Here is a 17,996-nt window from a genome sequence, read left to right on the forward strand (position 1 = left end):
CGCCCCCCGGCCATCTCCGCCGAGTGTGTCCTGCTCGTTCCCGGGCCACGCTTCCGGCGCGCGGGGGCACACGTCCGCCCCGTCGGCACGACCCTATTCCCGGAACCCACCGCGCCGCAGCGACATCACCGCAGCTGAGAACCGCTGTGATGTCGCTGCGGTGCGGTCGGCCGGAACGACGGCGCGCTCGCTGCGGTGAACATCGCCGCGGCACTCCCCGTGCGGCCCCACTTCCCCGCCCGTAGGCTGGTTCCCATGTCGCAGACGCTCACCCCCGCCGCTCCGCAGGACCTGAACGCCCGCCGTCACCGGCTCCGCCGCTACCGCGCCGTCATCTTCGACATGGACGGGGTCATCACGGACACCGCCGGCGTGCACGCGCAGGCGTGGAAGGAGCTCTTCGACGGGGCGCTGCCCGCCGTGGGCGCGCTGCCCGCCAACGCCGCCGTCGTCGCCGCGGACCCGGACGTGCTGCGTCCCTTCGACGCCGCCGCCGACTACCTGCACCACGTGGACGGGCGCCCCCGCGAGGACGGGGTCCGCACGTTCTTCGCCTCCCGCGGCCTGAGGGTGCCGGAGGCCGACGCCCCCGAGGCGGACGCCGCCCCGGAGCTGACCGTCCTCGCCCTCGCCGAGCGCAAGCAGGGCTACTTCGAGCAGGTCCTCGAGCGCGACGGCGTCCGCGTGTTCCCGGAGGCCCAGGACCTCCTCGAGCGGCTGCGGGCCAAGGGTGTGCCGGTCGCACTGGTCACCAGCTCCAAGAACTCCCGCGCCGTGCTCACGGCCGGCGGCGTGCTGGACTTCTTCCCCGTGATCGTGGACGGGAACACCGCCGTCGAGCGCGGGCTGCCGGGCAAGCCGGACCCGGCGATGTTCTGGGAGGCCGCCCGCGAGCTGGGCGTCGACGTCGCGGACGCGATGGTCCTCGAGGACGCCGTCTCCGGCGTGAAGGCCGCCTCGGACGGCCGCTTCGGCCTCGTGATCGGCGTGGACCGCGAGCCCGAGCTCGGCAAGGGCCGACTCAAGGCGGCCGGCGCCCACCTGGTGGTCCAGGACTACGGGACCCTGCATCTGGAGGACCGCACCACCACCCCGTTCGACCCCGCGTGGGTGCTGCGCTGGGACCGCTTCGACCCGGCCTCCGAGGGCACGCGCGAGGTGCTGTGCACCCTGGCCAACGGGTACTGGGGCACCCGCGGCGCTGTGCCCGGCACGCACATCTCCTCCGTCCACTACCCCGGCACCTACATGGCCGGGGTGTTCAACCGGCTGACCTCGATGGTCCAGGGCCGGGTCGTGGAGACCGAGCACATGGTCAACATCCAGGACTGGACCCCGCTCGTGGTGACCCCGCGCCACGGCCGCCCGCTGCTGCCGGGTGAGGAGAACCTCGTGGAGTACGGCCAGGAGATGGACCTGCGCCGCGGCGTGCTCTCCCGCACCATGACCTTCGAGGACGAGCAGGGCCGGCGCACCACGGTCCACACCCGACAGTTCACCTCGCTGGCCAACCGGCACCTCGCCGCGATCGAGCTGACCGTCGTGGCGGAGAACTGGTCCGGGGACCTCACGGTGCGCTCGAAGATCGAGGGCCGCGTGGCCAACCTCAACGTCTCCGACGACCGCACCCTCGCCAACCAGCACCTCGAGCCGGTCCAGGCCCGGGAGATCGACGGCGAGACCGTCCTGCTCGAGACCGCCACCAACCAGTCCGGCATCCACGTGGCCGTGGCCACCCGCACCCGCCAGGTGGCGCCGGTGGGCCACCACGAGCCCATCCGCCGCCCCGTGGACGGCTCGGACCTGGTGGTCGGCCAGGACATCCTCCTCCACGTGGACGAGGGCGTGCCGCTCGTGCTGGAGAAGATCGCCGCCGTCGCCACGAGCCACGACCACGCCAACGCCTCCGTGTGGGAGTCGGCGGTGAAGGACGTCCAGCGCGCCCAGAACTTCCGCAACCTGCTGACCCTGCACGAGCAGCGCTGGGGCACCAACTGGGACCGGTTCTCCGTGCGCATCGACCTGGCCGAGCCGTACCGGCATCAGCGCCGCTCCACGGCGGCGGAGGCCGGCGGCGAATACGCGCCGCCCGTCGTCGACGCCGGCCACTCGGCCCCGGTGGGGTCCGCGGTCCCGATGGGCAAGGACGGCGCGTCGCTGCGCCAGCAGCTCGCCCTGAACCTGCACACGTTCCACGTGCTCCAGACGGCCTACGGCCGCCGCCGGGACCTGGACGCCTCCGTGGGGGCACGCGGCCTGCACGGCGAGGGCTACCGCGGCCACATCTTCTGGGACGAGATCTACGTCTACCCGATGCTCACGCTGCGCCGCCCCGAGATCACCCGGGGCCTGCTGATGTACCGCTACCGGCGTCTCAACGAGGCCCGCGCCAACGCCCAGGCCGAGGGCTGGGCCGGTGCCATGTACCCGTGGCAGTCCGGGGCGGACGGCTCCGAGGAGACGCCCACCGAGCTGTGGAACCCGCGCTCGCGCATGTGGATGCCGGACAACTCCCACAACCAGCGGCACGTCTCCCTGGACATCGCCTACTCGGTGCTGCGGTACATCGAGATCACGAAGGACACGTCCTTCATCTCGGACTACGGCGCGGAGATGCTCGTGGAGATCTCCCGGTTCTTCATGTCCATGACCCTGCACAACGCCGTCACGGACCGCTACGAGATCCACGGCGTCATGGGCCCGGACGAGTTCCACGACGGCTATCCCGAGACCCCCGGCTCCGGCCTGCGCAACAACGCGTACACGAACGTGCTGACCTCGTGGGTGCTCGCGGAGACCGCCCGCCTGGTCCGCTGGCTGGACACGATCGACGACGGCCTGCCCGAGCTCATGGAGATCTCCGAGGAGGAGATCGAGCGCTGGGAGGAGGTCAGCACCCGTCTGACCGTGCCGTTCTTCGAGGAGGGCGAGGAGGCCGGCATCCTCGCCCAGTTCGAGGGCTACCAGGACCTGCTCGAGTTCGACTGGGAGGCCTACCGCGCCAAGTACGGGAACATCGGCCGCATGGACCTGATCCTGCAGGCCGAGGGCGACGCCACCAACCGGTACAAGCTCTCCAAGCAGGCCGACACCCTCATGCTCGGATACCTGTTCTCCGCCGAGGAGCTGGACCGGATCCTGCGCCGCATGGGCTACGAGCTGCCCGAGGAGGCGTTCGAGCGGATGGTCACGTACTACGAGGCCCGCTCGACGCACGGCTCCACGCTCTCCCGGCTGGTGCACGCGTGGGTGTCGGCCCGCACGGACCCGGACCGGTCCTGGGACCTGTTCACGGAGGCCCTCGAGTCGGACCTCTCGGACACGCAGGGCGGCACCACGAAGGAGGGCATCCACCTGGGCCTGATGGCGGGCACCGTGGACACGGTGATCCGCTGCTACGCGGGCCTCGAGACGCGCGACGACGTCGTCCGGCTGCACCCCCGCATGCCCGCCCAGCTGCCCGGCGCCCGGTTCACCATCCGGTTCCGCCAGCAGCCCGTGGTCATCCAGATGACCCAGCGGGAGGTGACGGTGGCCGCGGGCGAGGGCATGTGGCACGACGTGCCGATGATCATCGCCGGCCGCGAGCACACCCTGTCCCCCGGCGAGAAGCTGACGGTCCCGCTGGGCTGAGGGCCGCCGTCGTCGGCCACCCCACCCCGTCCCTTTGGGGGCGAAAGTGGGCGGTATCCCGCGCGGATACCGCCCACTTTCGCCCCCGGACGCGGGAGGACGCGGGAGGACGCGGCTGCCGCCCCGGCTCAGCGCAGCGGCAGCTCGGCGCGGACCACCCAGCAGCCGCCCAGCGGGCCGGCCGTGAGGGTGCCGCCGAACACGGCCACGCGCTCGCGCATGCCGGCCAGGCCGAAGCCGCTGGCCATCGCGACCACCACGCGGTCGCGGCGGGGCTCGCCCTCGTCCATGGGGCTGGCGATGCACAGCACGAGGCGGTCCGCGCCCTCGAGCTGCGAGGTCAGGCGCACCGTGCCGCGGCGCGGGGCGTGCTTGAGGATGTTCGTCACCGACTCCTGCACCACACGCAGCACGGTCAGCTCCAGGGAGCGCGGCAGCTCGTCCAGCTCGGTCAGCGAGCGCTCGACCGCGAACCCGGCCGCGTGCAGCTGGGCCTCGAACTCGTCGAGGCGGGCCGGCAGGTCCACGACGGCGTCCCCCTCCGCCGTCTGCGCGTTGCGGGAGGAGCCGCGCAGCGCGGTGAGCATGCGGCGCAGGTCCACGAGGGACTGCCGGGCGGCCTCCTCGATGGCCTTCTCCGCGGCGGCCCGTTTGTCCGGGTCCCTCTGGGTGGGCAGCATGGCGGCCTGCATCGAGATCACGGTGAGCCCGTGCGCGACGACGTCGTGCAGCTCCGCCGCGATCCGCTGCCGCTCGGCCTCCGCGGCGCAGGCGGCGGCCTCCTCGGCCCGGCGCAGGGCCGCCTCGCGGTCCCGGGCCCGATGCCGGGATCGGCGGATCATGAAGGCCGGCACCGCCACGCACAGCGCGACGATGAGCGTGATGACCATGACGCCCTTGAGGCTGTCCTCGTCCGCCCACGTGCCGTCGGTGAGGACCTCGCCCGCGACGGTGAGCAGGATGAGGGCGCCCAGGGCGAACCAGACGAACACCCGGTGCGAGTACCGCGTCACCATGGCCGCGCCCAGGACGACCCCGCCACTGAACGCCTGCGGGGTGAGGTGCGCGTGGTCCGCCTCCACGAGGCCCACCAGACCGAACGTGCACCCGAGCAGCACGAACACCGCCGCGAGGGTGGGCTGCCACCCGAACAGCAGCGTGACCAGCACGCTCGCCAGGAACAGGACCCAGCGCAGGAGCGGCTCCCGCCCCTCACCCGTCAGCCCGCCGTCCTCCTCGAGGATGCCCGCGAGTTCGGGGTCGGCGCTCAGCCCGGCGGCCACCGTGGGCCCCAGCATCAGGGTGAGGATCTCCCCCAGCACCATGAGCCCGACGATCACATAGAGGACGATCCGCGTGTGCCGGGAGACGGGTTCCGTGCGCAGGATCGCCGGCAGGCGGGAGCCCAGGGGAGACTCGGCAGGCGGGGGCGACGTCGCCGTCGTCGTCCGAGCCGGGGCGGGCGCCGCGATGCTCATCCGATGTCCACGAGGCCCGCGCGGGCGGCGCGGATGAGGATCTGCACGCGGTCACGGACCTGCCACTTGTCCAGGACCTTGCCGATGTGGGACTTCACCGTGGCCTCCGCGAGGAACAGGGCGCCGGCGATCTCCGCGTTGGAGGCGCCCTTGGCGAGCTCGCGGACCACGTCCAGCTCGCGCTCGGTGAGGCGCTCGTGCGGGGCGAGGGGCTCGGCCGGGCAGGGGGCGGTGTGCTCGGGGGCCGCGGTGACGGCCTCCACCAGGTCCGCGGCCACGCGGGCGGAGAACACGGCGTCCCCGGCATGGACGCGGCGGATGGCGTCCACCACCTCGGCCGGCGGGGCGTCCTTCACGAGGTAGCCGGCGGCGCCGGCGCGCAAGGCGGGCACGAGGTACTGCTCGGAGGAGAAGGTGGTGATCGCCAGGACGCGCACGCCGGGGGCCTCGGCGGAGATGCGCGCGGTGGCCTCGACGCCGTCCATGCGGGGCATCTGCATGTCCATCAGCACGACGTCGGGGGCCAGCGTGCGGGCCGCCTCGAGGGCCTGGACCCCGTCCTCGGCGGAGCCGACCACCTCGAGGTCCTCGGCCTGGGCCACGAAGTGCTCGAGGGCGGTGCGCATCAACGCCTGGTCGTCGGCCACGACTACTCGGATCATGGCGCCCAGCCTAGGAGGCGCACAGGCCGCCGCGCGTCCACCGAAGGTCGACGTCGGCCCCCGCCTCGGGGCGGACCGGGCCGGCTCCCGCGCCCGGCCGGCCACCGCAGTCCCGGCGCCTCCGTGGGCAGAACCCACAACCCCATCGCCTCCGTGGGCAGAAGAGAGGGCACTTCTGCCCACGGAACGCTCTGGCCTGCCGCTTCCGCCCACGGAACCGGGCCGCCCCACCCGGGCCCCGCTCCACCCCCCGCGCGTCACCGCGGCAGCAGGAACCAGCCCATCACGGCCATGCCGAGGATCCCGGCGAGCATGGCCGGCAGCAGCACCACGAACAGGTTCCGCCGCGTCACGGCCCAGCCGGGCATCTGCGGCGACTGCGCCCCCGCGGCCATGCCGTGGGCCACCTGGATGCGAGCGGGCCCGGCGACGATGCCCCAGCCCGCGGCCGCGTTGTGCAGGCCGTTGGACCAGGGCGGGGGGACGCCCAGGGCGGCGCCTGTGTCCATCTGCAGGGGGCCGATCAGGGCCATGGCCCCGGTGTTCGAGGCCGTGATGAAGCCTGCGAACGCACCGAGGAACGGCATCGCCACCAGGTAGGACTCCCCCATCCCGCTGAGCGCGCCCGCGAGCGCCTGCGAGACCCCGCCGGCGGAGAGGATGAGCCCGAACGCCACGTAGAGCGCGTTGGGGATGGCGGTGCCCACCCACAGCTTCCCGGCCTCGCGGGGGACGCGGCGGCGGGCGGCGGCGTCGAGGTGGAGCAGCTGCACGCCCACGCCCACCGCCACGAACGCCCACAGCGCCGGCGTCCCCACGAGGGCCGCCGCCCCCTCGAGTCCGAACGCGCCCTTCACGGTGGTGCCCAGCACGGTGCCGGCCATGAGCGTCAGGTACGGCACCACGTCCCGCCCCGGCCCGGGCAGCAGCCGGCCGCCGCGGATCACGAGCAGCCAGGCCACGGTGAGCACGAACGTGGCGACGGCGCCCGCCGGCGCGGTGCCGACCACGAGGTTCGCCCCCAGGATCAGCGCCCACTGGGCGACCCCGGAGAGCACGGCGACGCCGAGCCAGGGCAGTGTCCGGGCCGGGCCGACGTCGACTCGCATGCCGCGCGCCCCGCGCAGCAGCAGCACCGTGGCCACGCCCGCCACCAGGCAGGCCGGCAGGTTGAACACCGCGGCGGTGACCCCGATCTCCCGGAAGTCCAGGCCGAACAGGCGGGCGCCCATGAGCGTGCCCGGCGCCATGGACCCCCACGGGCCGATGGTGAGCGCGAGGACGGAGATCAGCGCGGACCGGAACGCCGTGTAGCCCAGACCCAGCAGCAGCGGCACACCCACGATCAGGGAGACGCCGAACCCGGTCACGGTCTCGAGGAACGGGATGACGCCGTGCACCATGAGCAGCGCGGTCGCGATCGTGGGGCCGTTGCCCGCCGACAGCCACGCGGCCAGGCGCGCGTGCCCGCCCGAGTACTCCATGACGCGGGACAGGGTGATACCGCCAGCGATGATCGCCAGGATCTCGAGCAGCGTGGGCACGCCGGCGCCGACCGCGCCGCCCAGGTCGCCCGGGGCCACGCCGAAGACCGTGAGGGCCAGCAGCACGGCCACGGCCGTCCCGGCGGCCGGGGCCACCCACGCGGGCAGCCGGGTGAGCAGCAGCACGAGGGTGAGCAGGATGGGTGAGAGCGCGAGCAGCACCTCCACGGCGCACCCCCTCTCCTCGTGTACTGCGCCCCACTGTAGGCGCGGGGTGGGGCCGACACCCCTCCCCTTACTCTGGGGGTCATGACGCAGCCATCCCACCCCGACGACGTCACCCGCGCCCGCCTGATCCCGCCCGTGCCCGTGGCGGTGGCCCCGATGGCCGGCGGCCCCTCGACCCCGGAGCTGGTCGCCGCCGTCGTCGGCGCAGGCGGCGGCGGGTTCCTCGCCGGCGGCATGCGGACGGCCGCGCAGATGCGCGCGCAGGTGGACGCGCTGCGCGCGCTGCTGGGCGCGGAGGGGCCGGACCGCTGGGGCGTGAACCTGTTCGTGCCGGACGCGGTGAACACGGCCATCCCGGACGCGGCGCGCACGGAGGCGGCACGGTCGGCGCGGGCGGCGGCCGTCGCCGCGTACCGGGCGGACCTGACGGCCGACGGCGCCGCCGACCTGCCCACGGCCGCGGACGTGGTCCCGGACCCCGACGCCGAACGGGCCGACTTCGACGCCCTGCTCACCGCCGCCGAGGAGCAGGCGTGGCCGCTGGTCTCCTTCACGTTCGGCCTGCCGGCCGCGGACGTGTTCGCCCGGCTGGCCGCCGCGGGCATCCCGGCCGGGGCCACCGTGACGGACGCGACCGAGGCGCGGGCCGCCCTCGAGCACGGGGCCGCGTTCCTCGTGGTGCAGGGCCACCGCGCCGGCGGGCACCGGGGCACGTCGGACCCGGCCGCGGAGCCGCCCCGCGCCGAGCTGCCGGCGGTGTTGCCGGCGGTGCGCGACGTCGTCGGGACGGGGGCCACGAGCGCCGTGCCCGTGGTGGCCGCCGGCGGCGTGGGCACCGCCGAGGACGTGCGCGCCCTGCTGACCGCCGGCGCGGACGCCGTCTCGGCCGGCACCGCGTTCCTCCTCACCCCGGAGGCGGGCACCTCGGCGGCGCACCGGGCCGCCGTCGCGGCGTGTGCGGCCGGGACACGCTTCTCCGCTGACGACGGCCGGGCCCGCACCGGCCTGACCCGCGCCTACACGGGGCGGTGGGCGCGGTCGCTGGCCACCGCGTTCATGGCGGAGCACCCGGACGCCCCCGCCGCGTACCCCGAGGTCAACGTCCTGACGAAGGGGCTGCGCGCCGCCGCCGCGGCCGCCGGCGACCTCGAACGCGTCCACCTGTGGGCCGGCACCGAGGCGCACCGGGTCCGGGAGGCGCCGGCCGTCGACGTCCTCGCCTCCCTCACGCCCTGAGGACCGCCCCGGATCATCCCGCGGGCTGACGCCGGCCCCTCCGCCTGCGGCCTAGGCTGGCCCGCGTGAACCCCCTGCGCCGCCTCGACCAGTGGACGCGCCTGCACCCCGTGCGCACCGACGTGATGGCCGCCGCGGCACTGTTCACCGTGCTCGTGGCGCTCCCGTGGATCGCGCTCGGGCCGATGGTCGCCCCGGACCCCCAGGGCAGGCAGACGGCCGTCTCCCTCCTGGCCGGGGCCGGCATGGTCCTGCCGTGGGCCGTGCGTCGGGTGCGCCCGGTGGCCTCGGCCGCCGTCGTGACGGCCGCGGCCGTCCTGCACCTGCTCGCCGGGCCCGAGTTCAGCATGTCCCTGCTGATGGTGCCGCTCACCGTCTACAACCTCGCCGCGAACGCGCCCCGGAGCATCTCCGTGGCCGGGCTCCTCACGGGGCTGGCCGGCGGCGTGGCCAACGGGGTGAAGGTGTGGCTGTTCCCGGCGCAGTTCGTCACGCCCGACGGCCTCACCGTCCGCTCCCCCGCGGAGCCGCTGGCCATGGTCATCATGGCGATCGGCTGCGGGCTCATGGTGCTCACCGCGTGGGCGTTCGGCGACGTCGTGCGCAACCGCCGCCTCACCGTGCGCGCCCTCGAGGACCGCGCCCACCGCCTCGAGGTGCAGTCCCGGCAGGAGCGCGAGCTCGCCGCCGCCGACGAGCGCAGCCACATCGCCCGGGAGATGCACGACATCGTCGCCCACTCCCTGCAGGTGGTCATCTCCCAGGCCGACGGCGCCCGGTACGCCGCCGCCGCCAAGCCCGCGCTCGCGGTCACCGCGCTCGAGACCATCGGCCAGACCGGCCGCTCCGCGCTCGCGGACATGCGCCAGCTGCTCGGCGTGCTCCGCGAGACCGGCGAGACCGTGGCCGGGGTGCCCGGCGTGACGGACGACGACGCCCGGCGGCCCGCCGCCGACGCCTCCCCCGACGGCCGCGGCACCCGCCTACCCCCGGGCCGCCGACCCCAGCCGCGGCTCGCGGACCTGCCCGCGCTCGTGGAGACGATGCGGCTGTCCGGACTCGAGGTGTCCCTGCTGGAGACCGGCACGCCCCGCCGTGCGCTGCCGGCGGGCGGCGAGCTGGCCGCGTACCGGATCGTGCAGGAGGCGCTGACCAACACGCTGCGCCACGGCGGGCCGGACGCGGACGCGTTCGTCACGCTCGCCTGGACGGCGCGCGGCCTGGACCTGCAGATCGACGACGACGGCTGCGGCGCCGCCGCCGACCCCGCCACCCGGGGAAGCGGCCAGGGTCTGCGGGGGGCCGCCGAGCGGGCGGCCCTGTTCGGCGGGACGCTCGAGTCGGGGCCGCGCGTGGGGGCCGGGTACCGCGTGTCCGCCCACCTGCCGTACTCGGCGGTGTGAGGGGTGGCCGCCCCCGCCCGACTTGAGAGGATGACCCCATGAGCTCCGAGGAGACCGCCCCCGTCCGCGTGGCCCTGGTGGACGACCAGGCGTTGATCCGGTCCGGGCTGGCCATGCTCGTGGACTCGCAGCCGGACCTGACGGTCGTGGCGGAGGCGGGCAGCGGGCGCGAGGCGGTGGCGTCGGTGTCCGTGGCGGGCGCCGACGTCGTGCTGATGGACGTGCGCATGCCGGAGATGGACGGCATCGAGGCCACCCGCGCGCTGCTGCGCCGGCCGGACGCCCCGCGCGTCGTGGTGCTGACCACCTTCGACCTGGACGAGTACGCCTTCGACGCGATCGAGGCGGGCGCCAGCGGCTTCCTGCTCAAGGACGCCCCGCCCGAGGAGCTGCTCGCCGCGATCCGCACGGTGCACCGGGGCGACGCCGTGATCGCCCCGTCCACGACGCGCCGGCTCCTGACGCACATGGCCCCGCGTCTGCGCTCGGACCAGGTCCGCAGCGCGGAGTGCGAGGAGCAGCAGGCGGCGGTGGCGTCGCTGACCCCGCGCGAGCGCGAGGTGCTGGTGCTCATGGCGCAGGGCGCCGCGAATCTGGAGATCGCCGCCGAGCTCGTGCTCTCCGAGGCGACGGTGAAGACGCACGTGGGCCGGGTGTTGGCCAAGCTCGGCGCCCGCGACCGCGTGCAGGCCGTGCTCATCGCCCACCGCGCGGGCCTCGTGCAGTTCTGACCCGCCGTTCCGGCACGCCCTGCAGCCCCCGCCCTAGCCCCTGCCCCACCCCTCGTCGAGGCCCGCAGACGCGCCGCTACGCCGTCGTCGTAGCGGCGTGTCTGCGGGCCTGGGCGGCGGGCCTCAACGGCCGGCCTCAACGGCCGGCCTCAGCGGTCGGCCGGGGCGGCGGGGCCCTTCCCTGAGCCACTCCCCAGGCACCTGCCAGCACAATCACAGGTCATACCTGGGTATGAGTCGGACGCCCCGAGGTTCATCCTCATGGCCCTGCCGGTGCGCCCACCCCCTCCGCGATGCTGGACGCAGGCCCCGCAGCGGGTCCGCCGCCGGGGTGCACGCGCCGATGGCCGCCCCGGCCCGACGCGCACTGGAGGAGAGGCACCATGACCGGCAGCATCCTGGACCACCCCACCCCGACGACGTCCCGCGCCTCCGACCCAGCCGCCGAGCAGGCGCAGCGGGACAGTGAATGCGTGGCCTTCTTCGTGGCGCTGGTGACGGCCGCCGTCGTGATGCTGGGCCTGAGCCTGTTCACGGGGGTCGAGGGGCTGCTCCGCCTGGCACTCACCGCGGGCGCCGGCCTGCTCGCCGGCGCCGTCGCGTGGGCCACCGCCCGCCCCGTCCTGGAGGACGACGCCCCGGGCGACTGACCCGGCTGCGCCCTCAGGGCCGCAGGCCGCGCAGGTACGTGTCCAGCAGCCAGCCCCGCTGGCCCGGGCCGTGGCCCAGCAGCTCGCACTCCGGCGACCGGGTGACCATGAGCAGGCCGAACAGGTAGTCCGCCCCGGTCACGTCCGGGCCCACGAGCCCGGCCCGCCGCGCCCCGGCCACCACCTGGTCCGCGAGCTCGAGGATCACACGCTCGGCCTCGGCGATGAGGGCCTCCGGCGGCCGGTCGGCTGGGTCGAAGTCGTCCCGGGCCGCCGCGAGCGAGGCCAGGTTCACGGCCCCCAGGTCCTCGGCGAGCCGCCGCCACCGCGCCTCGGCCCCGCCGTCGCGCTCGTCCCCGGCCGCCCCGTCGAGGAAGGCCTGCAGGATCCCTCCGGTGCGGGCCACGACGTCCTCGAGCACGGCGTCCAGCAGATCCCGACGCGTGGGGAAGTGCCCGTACAGCGTGCCCACGCCGACCCCGGCCTCCTGCGCCACCCCGCGGAGGGACATCGCGGCCCCCTGGGTGGCGATGAGACGGCCGGCGGCCGCCAGCAGGTCCTGGCGGTTGGCGCGGGCGTCGGCTCTCATGTCCCCATCATCCCACTCCGCCCGGCACCGCCCGGCGGCGGGGACCTGACGCCCTCGGGTCCACGCCTCGCCGGCCCGCCTCATCCCCGGGCATGACCCGCCGCCCGCGGAGGTGGTCCCCTCCTCCGATCCGCCCCGCCGGGTCCGCGCGGGAGAGTGGCCGCCATGGACACCTCTTCCCCCGCACACCCCTTCTCCCCCACGACCCCCGGCCCCGTCGCGCCGGGGCCGGGCACGCCGTCGTCGTCCGCCACCACGACGACGGCGCCCGCCGTCTGCGCCCGCGGCCTCACCCGCGCCTACGGGCGCGGTGACGCGCAGGTGCACGCCCTGCGCGGGGTGGACGTGGACTTCGCCTCGGGCGCGTTCACCGCGATCATGGGGCCCTCGGGGTCGGGCAAGTCGACGCTCCTGCACTGCCTGGCCGGGCTGGACGCGCGGACCTCGGGCTCCGTGAGGATCGGCGGCACGGAGATCACAGGACTGGACGACACCGCCCTGACCCGCCTGCGCCACCGCCCGCACGAGCTCTCGGGCGGTCAGCAGCAGCGCGTCGCCGTCGCCCGCGCCCTGCTCACCCGACCGGGCGTCGTGTTCGGGGACGAGCCCACCGGCAACCTGGACACCGCCACCTCCACCGAGGTGTGAGCAGGCGGGGCGCGGTGCGTGCGAGCCGCGCCCCACAGCTCGGCGCCGGTCCGCGGCCCCGGCGACGCGCCCGAGACCTCGTGACGGGGTCCCGGGCGCGCCCTACGCTGAGCCGCATGAGCGAGACCCTCCTCGCTGCCCCTGCCGCCCCCGCCGGCTCCCCCGCCTGGATCGACTACACCGCCCCCGACTTCGCCCGCCAGCAGGCCTTCTACGAGGCCCTCTTCGGCTGGTCCTTCACCGACTCCGGCGAGGAGTTCGGCCACTACCGCATGATCACCAAGGACGGCGCCTCCGTGGGCGGCGCCATGGACGCCGACCAGCTCTCGCAGATGACCGGCGAGGACGCCCCGCCCGCCGCGTGGACCGTGTACCTGCGCACACAGGACATGGACGCCACCCTCACCGCCGTGCGGGAGAACGGCGGCGCCGTGCTCGTGGACGCGATGCCCGTCGGCGACCTCGGCGTGATGGCCGTGGCCGAGGGCCCGGGCCACGAGGTCGTGGGCTTCTGGCAGTCCGGCACCTTCTCCGGCCACGATCTGCCGCTCACCCCCGGCACCTCCGTGTGGTTCGAGCTCATGACCACCCGCTTCGACGAGTCCGCCGAGTTCTACCGCGCCGTGGCCGGCTGGCAGCCCACCCTGATGGGGGACGACGACGCCCCGGAGGACACGCAGACCGCGGCCGACGCCGAGGACGCGGTCCACGACGGCCCCCGCTACGCGACGAACCACCCGTTCGACCGCGCGACCGCGGGCCTGTGCGACGCGCGGGCCTGGCTGCCGCCGAACGCCGTGGGGTACTGGCGCATGTACATCGCCGTGGCGGACACGGACCGCGCGCTCGAGGTGATCCGCGAGCACGGCGGCACGGTCCTGGACGGTCCCCAGGCCTCCCCGTTCGGCCGCGTCACCACCGTGCAGGACCCCGCCGGGGCCACGTTCCAGATCAACGAGCCGCCGGCCGAGGGCTGACGGCCGCCGTCGTCGGCCGACGACCGTCGACCGTTCGGAATCGTCTGCGGAACTGACCCTTCCGGACGTCCGGTCCCGCCTCAGAAGGGTCAGTTCCGCAGACGATTCGCCGGGGCCGAGCCGGGGACGCCCGCGGCCCTGCGGCCGTCGGAGCGGCGGTAGGCCATGGCGAGCACGGCCCCGGAGAGGTTGTGCCAGATCGAGAACACGGCGCCCGGCAGGGCCGCCGCCGGCGAGATGTACTGCGCCGCGAGGCCCGCGGCGAGGCCCGAGTTCTGCATGCCGACCTCGATCGAGACCGTGCGCGCCACGGGCGTGGGCAGCCGGAACAGCTTCGCCGCGCCGTAGCCGAGCAGGTAGCCGAGCCCGTTGTGCAGCACCACCGCAGCGAACACCAGCAGGCCCGCCGACAGCACGCGCGAGGCGCTGTTCCCGACGACGGCGGCCACCACCAGCGCGATGAACACCACCGAGACCCACGGCAGGGCGGGCAGCACGCGGTCGACGACGCGGCGCAGCAGCAGGCGCACGACGAGTCCGCCCAGGACCGGCAGGAGCACGATGTTCACGATGGACTTCGCCATGGCGCCGCCGTCGACGGCCATGTACTGGCCGGCCAGCCACAGGGTGAGCAGCGGCGTGAGCAGCGGAGCCAGGAGCGTGGACACGGAGGTCATGGCCACGGAGAGGGCTGTGTCGGCGCGGGCGAGGTAGCTGACCACGTTCGAGGAGGTGCCGCCCGGGGCCGAGCCCACGAGGATCACGCCCGCCGCGAGCTCGGGCGGCAGCTGGAGCACGACGGCGACGCCGAGCCCCAGCAGCGGCATGATCGCGTACTGCGCCACCACGCCCAGCAGCACGGGCAGCGGCCGACGGGCGACGAGGCCGAAGTCCGGAAGGGTCAGCGTCAGGCCCATGCCGAACATGATGATCCCGAGGAACAGGTTCACCTGGGGCAGCAGCGTCTTCGCGGCGGTCGGGGCGAGGAAGCCCACGAGCGCGGCGGCGAGCACCAGCAGCGGGAAGACGGTGACGGCGATGCGCGCGGAGCGGTCTTCCGCGCGGCGGGCGTCGGTGGGGGCGGGATCCGGTGCGGTCATCCCGTCATGGTAGGAGCGCGACCGCGGTGCGTCGTCGCGTGACGCGGCGCCGTCGTCGCCCTTGCGGAATCTTCTGCGCCCCTGACCCTTCTGGACGTCCGCTCCTGCCCCAGAAGGGTCAGGTCCGCAGACGATCCTCCGCGCCACCGGCGTCGAGACCGCCACGCTCCGCGATCGCGGCCCGCACCAGCGCCACCGTCTCGACGAATCCCCGCCACCGGTCCGTCCCCGCCACCCGGATGGTGAGCCAGCCCTGACGCAGGAACACCGCGTCCCGGCGGGTGTCCTTGCCGACCTGCGCGGCGCCGTCGTGGGTCTTGCCCTCGTAGTGGATCGCGATCCGCCACCGCCGGTAGCCGAGGTCCGCGCTCGCGGGGTGCCACAGCGAGTAGTCGGGGTCCCAGAGCTCGATCTGCAGGTCCGGCTCAGGCAGCCCCGCGGCCATCAGCGCCAGGCGCAGCTCGGTCTCGGCCGGGGAGTCGGACCCGGTGCGCACGAGTGCCAGCGCCTCTCGCGCCCGCACGATCCCGGCCTCTCCCGTGTGCCGCTCGAGCGCGGCGTCGAGCTCGCGGCGGGTGGCCAGCGCGACCTTCCCCCGCCGCTCGTCCTCCCGTGCCAGGCGATCTCCGACCGCCACGAGCGCGTCCCGGTCCAGGACGGTGGCCAGGTGGAACCAGGTGTCGGCGTGCGAGGTCCACCGCAGCCCGTGCAGCCGGTCCCGCCGCACGAGGACGCGGTCCAGGTCCACGAGCCGGGTGCGTACGCCGGGCTCTCGCAGCACCCGGCGGGTGCGGGACCGCAGGACGGTGGGACGCACCCGGGCCTTCACGTCGTCCGGGAGGGGCCAGCCCAGCAGCCGGGCCACGGACTCTCCGGTCACCACGACGTCGGGACGCATCGCCGCCAGGTCCTGCAGCCGGGACATCTCGGTGGCGCGGGGACGCGCGGGCGGCGTCGCCCCCGTGACGGGGCCGATCCAGCGGTAGTGGCCGTGCGCGACGCGTTCGACGTCCCGGCTGCGCAGCCGCGACCCGGACACCCCGGCGGCCAGCGCCTGCGCCCGCGTGAACGGGGCGTCCTGGAGGTGGGCGGGGAAGGGTCCGGGCACGCGCATGGCCCCGATCCTGCTCGCTCCCGACGTCGGCGGGCCCGGTTGTCCACAGGCCCTGCGGAGGCGTCGGGCCGACGTCGTCGTGGACGTCCTGCCGCGCGCTGGGAATCCGTTGCACATCTGACCCTTCTGGGCCGCCGCGCAGCGCTCGGAAGGGTCGGATCCGCAGAAGATTCCGGGATCATCCGCTCAGCCCGTACTCCTTCAGCATCTTCCGGGCCTCCTGGGTGCCGGCCCTCTGCAGCTCGAGCAGCTGCGCGTAGATCCCGCCTGACTCGGCCAGCTCGGCCGGGGTCCCGATCTCCTGCACCTGCCCGCCGCGCAGCGTGACGATCCGGTCGACGGACGCGATCGTGCTCAGCCGGTGCGCCACGATCAGGCTCGACCGCCCCACCATCAGGTCCTCGAGGGCCGCCTGCACGAGCCGTTCGGACTTCGTGTCCAGTGCGGAGGTGGCCTCGTCCAGCACGAGGATCGGTGCGTCCTTGAGCACGGCCCGCGCCACCGCGATCCGCTGCCTCTGCCCGCCGGACAGCCGCAGCCCGCGCTCGCCGATCACCTGTTCGTAGCCGTCGTCGAACGCCTCCACGAACCGGTGCGCGTACGCGGCCTTGGCGGCGGCCCGGACGCGTTCGTTGGAGGCGCCGGCGTCCGCGTAGGCGATGTTCTCGCGCACCGTCCCGGAGAACAGGCTCGGCTCCTGGAACACGGTGGCGATCCGCCCGCGCAGCGCGGCCAGGTCCAGCCCGGCGACATCCTGTCCGAACACCTCGATGCGTCCGCTCGTCACCGGGTACAGACCCAGCAGCAGGTGCGCGATGGTCGACTTCCCGCCGCCCGACTCGCCCACGAGCGCCACCCTGGCACCCCGCGGGATGTCGAAGGACACGCGGTCCAGCACGGGGCGGGAGGCGTCGGCGTCGTAGGCGAAGGAGACCTCGTCGAAGCGCACGGCCGGCACGTCCGCGGGGACGCCCGGCGCACCCGGCACGACGTCGGCCCGCGGCTCCGCCGGCGTGCGCGGCGCCTCCGCACCCGCCACCGCGAGCGCCGCCCCGCCGGCCCGCTCGCGCTCCTCGGCGAGCACCTCGAAGTAGTCCTTCGACCCGGCGACGGCCCGCTGGGCGGAGTCCACGAGGAAGCTCATGGAGAAGATCGGCTGCCGGGCCATGTTCATCAGCTGCAGGAGGATCACCATGTCGCCCACGGAGAACAGGCCCTGCGCGGTGCGGACGAACACGATCAGGTACATCGCGCCGAAGGCCACGTTCAGGGCGAGCCGCCGCCCGGCGTCCATGCCGTGCCAGAACCGGGACTGCTGCCGGGTGATCCCCACGGTCCGCAGGAACCGGTCGCGGAACCCGGTGAGCTCGTGGTCCTGCCGGTTGTAGGCCCGCACCACGGACATCTGAGAGACCACCTCGGCGAACCGCCCCGAGGCGATGTCCACCTCCGTGTTCTTCTCCCCCTCCCACACCTGCCACTTCGCGGAGGTGCGGGCGGTGAGCCACATGTACACGGGGAAGACGACGGCCAGCAGGATCGCCAGCGGCCACCAGTAGAACGCGGTGATCACGAGCACCGCGGCGGTGGTGATGAGCATGGTGAACGCGTTGTTCGCGAAGAACTGCAGGAACTGGGTGAGCTCGTTGATGGTGCGGTTCAACCGGTTGACGACCCGCCCGGTGATCGCGGTGTCGAAGTACCGCTGGGGCAGGTGCAGCAGCTGCTCGAAGTACCGCGTGGAGAGGATGGTGCGCATGCGTGCGGCCATCACGTCGCCCCAGTAGCCGCCGACGCTCACCACCAGGGTGGTCGCCACCTCGACGGCGAGGAACGCGACCGCCAGCCAGGTCACCGCGGTGACGGCCTCGGCCACGTCGGTCTCCCCCGCGACGGCGGCGACGATCCGGTCCGTGGCCGCACCGATCAGGAACGGGGTGGCCAGGGCCAGCACCGCGGCCAGCACGGAGCTGACGGCGATGCCGAGGTAGAGGCGGTGGAGCTGGGGCGCAAGGCGCAGGATGCGGAGCAGCGACGTCACCGGGCCAGGCTAGTGGCCGGGG

At 74.5% G+C, this 17,996-nt stretch carries 13 protein-coding genes and 1 pseudogene; 7 read left to right on the plus strand and 7 right to left on the minus strand.

The genetic code is table 11. The features are described from left to right. Positions 1-255: 255 nt before the first annotated feature. The gene (locus tag AUV08_RS08435) at positions 256-3,633 is read left to right on the plus strand and encodes a beta-phosphoglucomutase family hydrolase (RefSeq protein ID WP_036316201.1); all 3,378 of its coding nucleotides are present in this window, start codon (positions 256-258) and stop codon (positions 3,631-3,633) included. Positions 3,634-3,761: 128 nt separating this feature from the next. Here the strand turns inward: AUV08_RS08435 and AUV08_RS08440 are convergent, their stop codons facing one another. The 3 genes from AUV08_RS08440 to AUV08_RS08450 all read right to left on the minus strand — a co-directional run bounded on the left by AUV08_RS08440 (position 3,762) and on the right by AUV08_RS08450 (position 7,485). After that, a complete protein-coding gene (locus AUV08_RS08440; protein WP_051995287.1) occupies positions 3,762-5,111 on the minus strand; it encodes a sensor histidine kinase in 1,350 nt (449 codons plus the stop codon). Further along, a complete protein-coding gene (locus tag AUV08_RS08445) occupies positions 5,108-5,773 on the minus strand; it encodes a response regulator transcription factor (RefSeq protein WP_036316202.1) in 666 nt (221 codons plus the stop codon). The genes AUV08_RS08440 and AUV08_RS08445 overlap by 4 nt, the downstream gene beginning before the upstream one ends. Before the next feature lie 257 nt (positions 5,774-6,030). Beyond that, positions 6,031-7,485, minus strand: a complete 1,455-nt coding sequence (locus AUV08_RS08450) for an L-lactate permease (RefSeq protein WP_036316204.1) — start codon at positions 7,483-7,485, stop codon at positions 6,031-6,033. 81 nt (positions 7,486-7,566) lie between these two features. On the opposite strand from AUV08_RS08450, the gene AUV08_RS08455 reads away from it, so the two are divergent. The 4 genes from AUV08_RS08455 to AUV08_RS08470 all read left to right on the plus strand — a co-directional run bounded on the left by AUV08_RS08455 (position 7,567) and on the right by AUV08_RS08470 (position 11,505). Beyond that, complete coding sequence (locus AUV08_RS08455; RefSeq protein ID WP_036316206.1) at positions 7,567-8,721, plus strand: nitronate monooxygenase; 1,155 nt, start codon at positions 7,567-7,569, stop codon at positions 8,719-8,721. A 65-nt stretch (positions 8,722-8,786) separates the two neighbouring features. Next, entirely contained in the window at positions 8,787-10,124 is a 1,338-nt protein-coding gene (locus tag AUV08_RS08460; protein ID WP_061866766.1) for a sensor histidine kinase, read from the plus strand. 38 nt (positions 10,125-10,162) lie between these two features. After that, the gene (locus tag AUV08_RS08465) at positions 10,163-10,855 is read left to right on the plus strand and encodes a response regulator transcription factor (protein ID WP_012751126.1); all 693 of its coding nucleotides are present in this window, start codon (positions 10,163-10,165) and stop codon (positions 10,853-10,855) included. Positions 10,856-11,238: 383 nt separating this feature from the next. Beyond that, complete coding sequence (locus tag AUV08_RS08470) at positions 11,239-11,505, plus strand: hypothetical protein (RefSeq protein WP_020625619.1); 267 nt, start codon at positions 11,239-11,241, stop codon at positions 11,503-11,505. A 13-nt stretch (positions 11,506-11,518) separates the two neighbouring features. Here the strand turns inward: AUV08_RS08470 and AUV08_RS08475 are convergent, their stop codons facing one another. Beyond that, complete coding sequence (locus tag AUV08_RS08475; protein ID WP_061866764.1) at positions 11,519-12,094, minus strand: TetR/AcrR family transcriptional regulator; 576 nt, start codon at positions 12,092-12,094, stop codon at positions 11,519-11,521. Between the two features lie 165 nt (positions 12,095-12,259). Between AUV08_RS08475 and AUV08_RS08480 the strand changes: the two are divergent. Together AUV08_RS08480 and AUV08_RS12360 are read left to right on the plus strand one after the other, a co-directional pair. After that, positions 12,260-12,739, plus strand: a pseudogene (locus AUV08_RS08480) (ABC transporter ATP-binding protein); the annotation flags it as partial. Positions 12,740-12,858: 119 nt separating this feature from the next. After that, positions 12,859-13,719: a VOC family protein gene (locus tag AUV08_RS12360; protein ID WP_061866763.1), complete on the plus strand. Its 861-nt coding sequence runs from the start codon at positions 12,859-12,861 to the stop codon at positions 13,717-13,719. 89 nt (positions 13,720-13,808) lie between these two features. Here the strand turns inward: AUV08_RS12360 and AUV08_RS08490 are convergent, their stop codons facing one another. The 3 genes from AUV08_RS08490 to AUV08_RS08500 all read right to left on the minus strand — a co-directional run bounded on the left by AUV08_RS08490 (position 13,809) and on the right by AUV08_RS08500 (position 17,974). Continuing rightward, positions 13,809-14,819 carry a bile acid:sodium symporter family protein gene (locus tag AUV08_RS08490; protein WP_049158216.1) on the minus strand — a complete coding sequence of 337 codons (1,011 nt, stop codon included), beginning with the start codon at positions 14,817-14,819 and terminating at the stop codon, positions 13,809-13,811. 118 nt (positions 14,820-14,937) lie between these two features. Further along, positions 14,938-15,933: a hypothetical protein gene (locus AUV08_RS08495; protein ID WP_061866762.1), complete on the minus strand. Its 996-nt coding sequence runs from the start codon at positions 15,931-15,933 to the stop codon at positions 14,938-14,940. A 178-nt stretch (positions 15,934-16,111) separates the two neighbouring features. After that, positions 16,112-17,974 carry an ABC transporter ATP-binding protein gene (locus tag AUV08_RS08500; protein ID WP_061873187.1) on the minus strand — a complete coding sequence of 621 codons (1,863 nt, stop codon included), beginning with the start codon at positions 17,972-17,974 and terminating at the stop codon, positions 16,112-16,114. Positions 17,975-17,996 lie beyond the last annotated feature (22 nt).

Source organism: Micrococcus sp. CH7 (assembly GCF_001595485.1).
Taxonomy (GTDB): domain Bacteria; phylum Actinomycetota; class Actinomycetes; order Actinomycetales; family Micrococcaceae; genus Micrococcus; species Micrococcus luteus.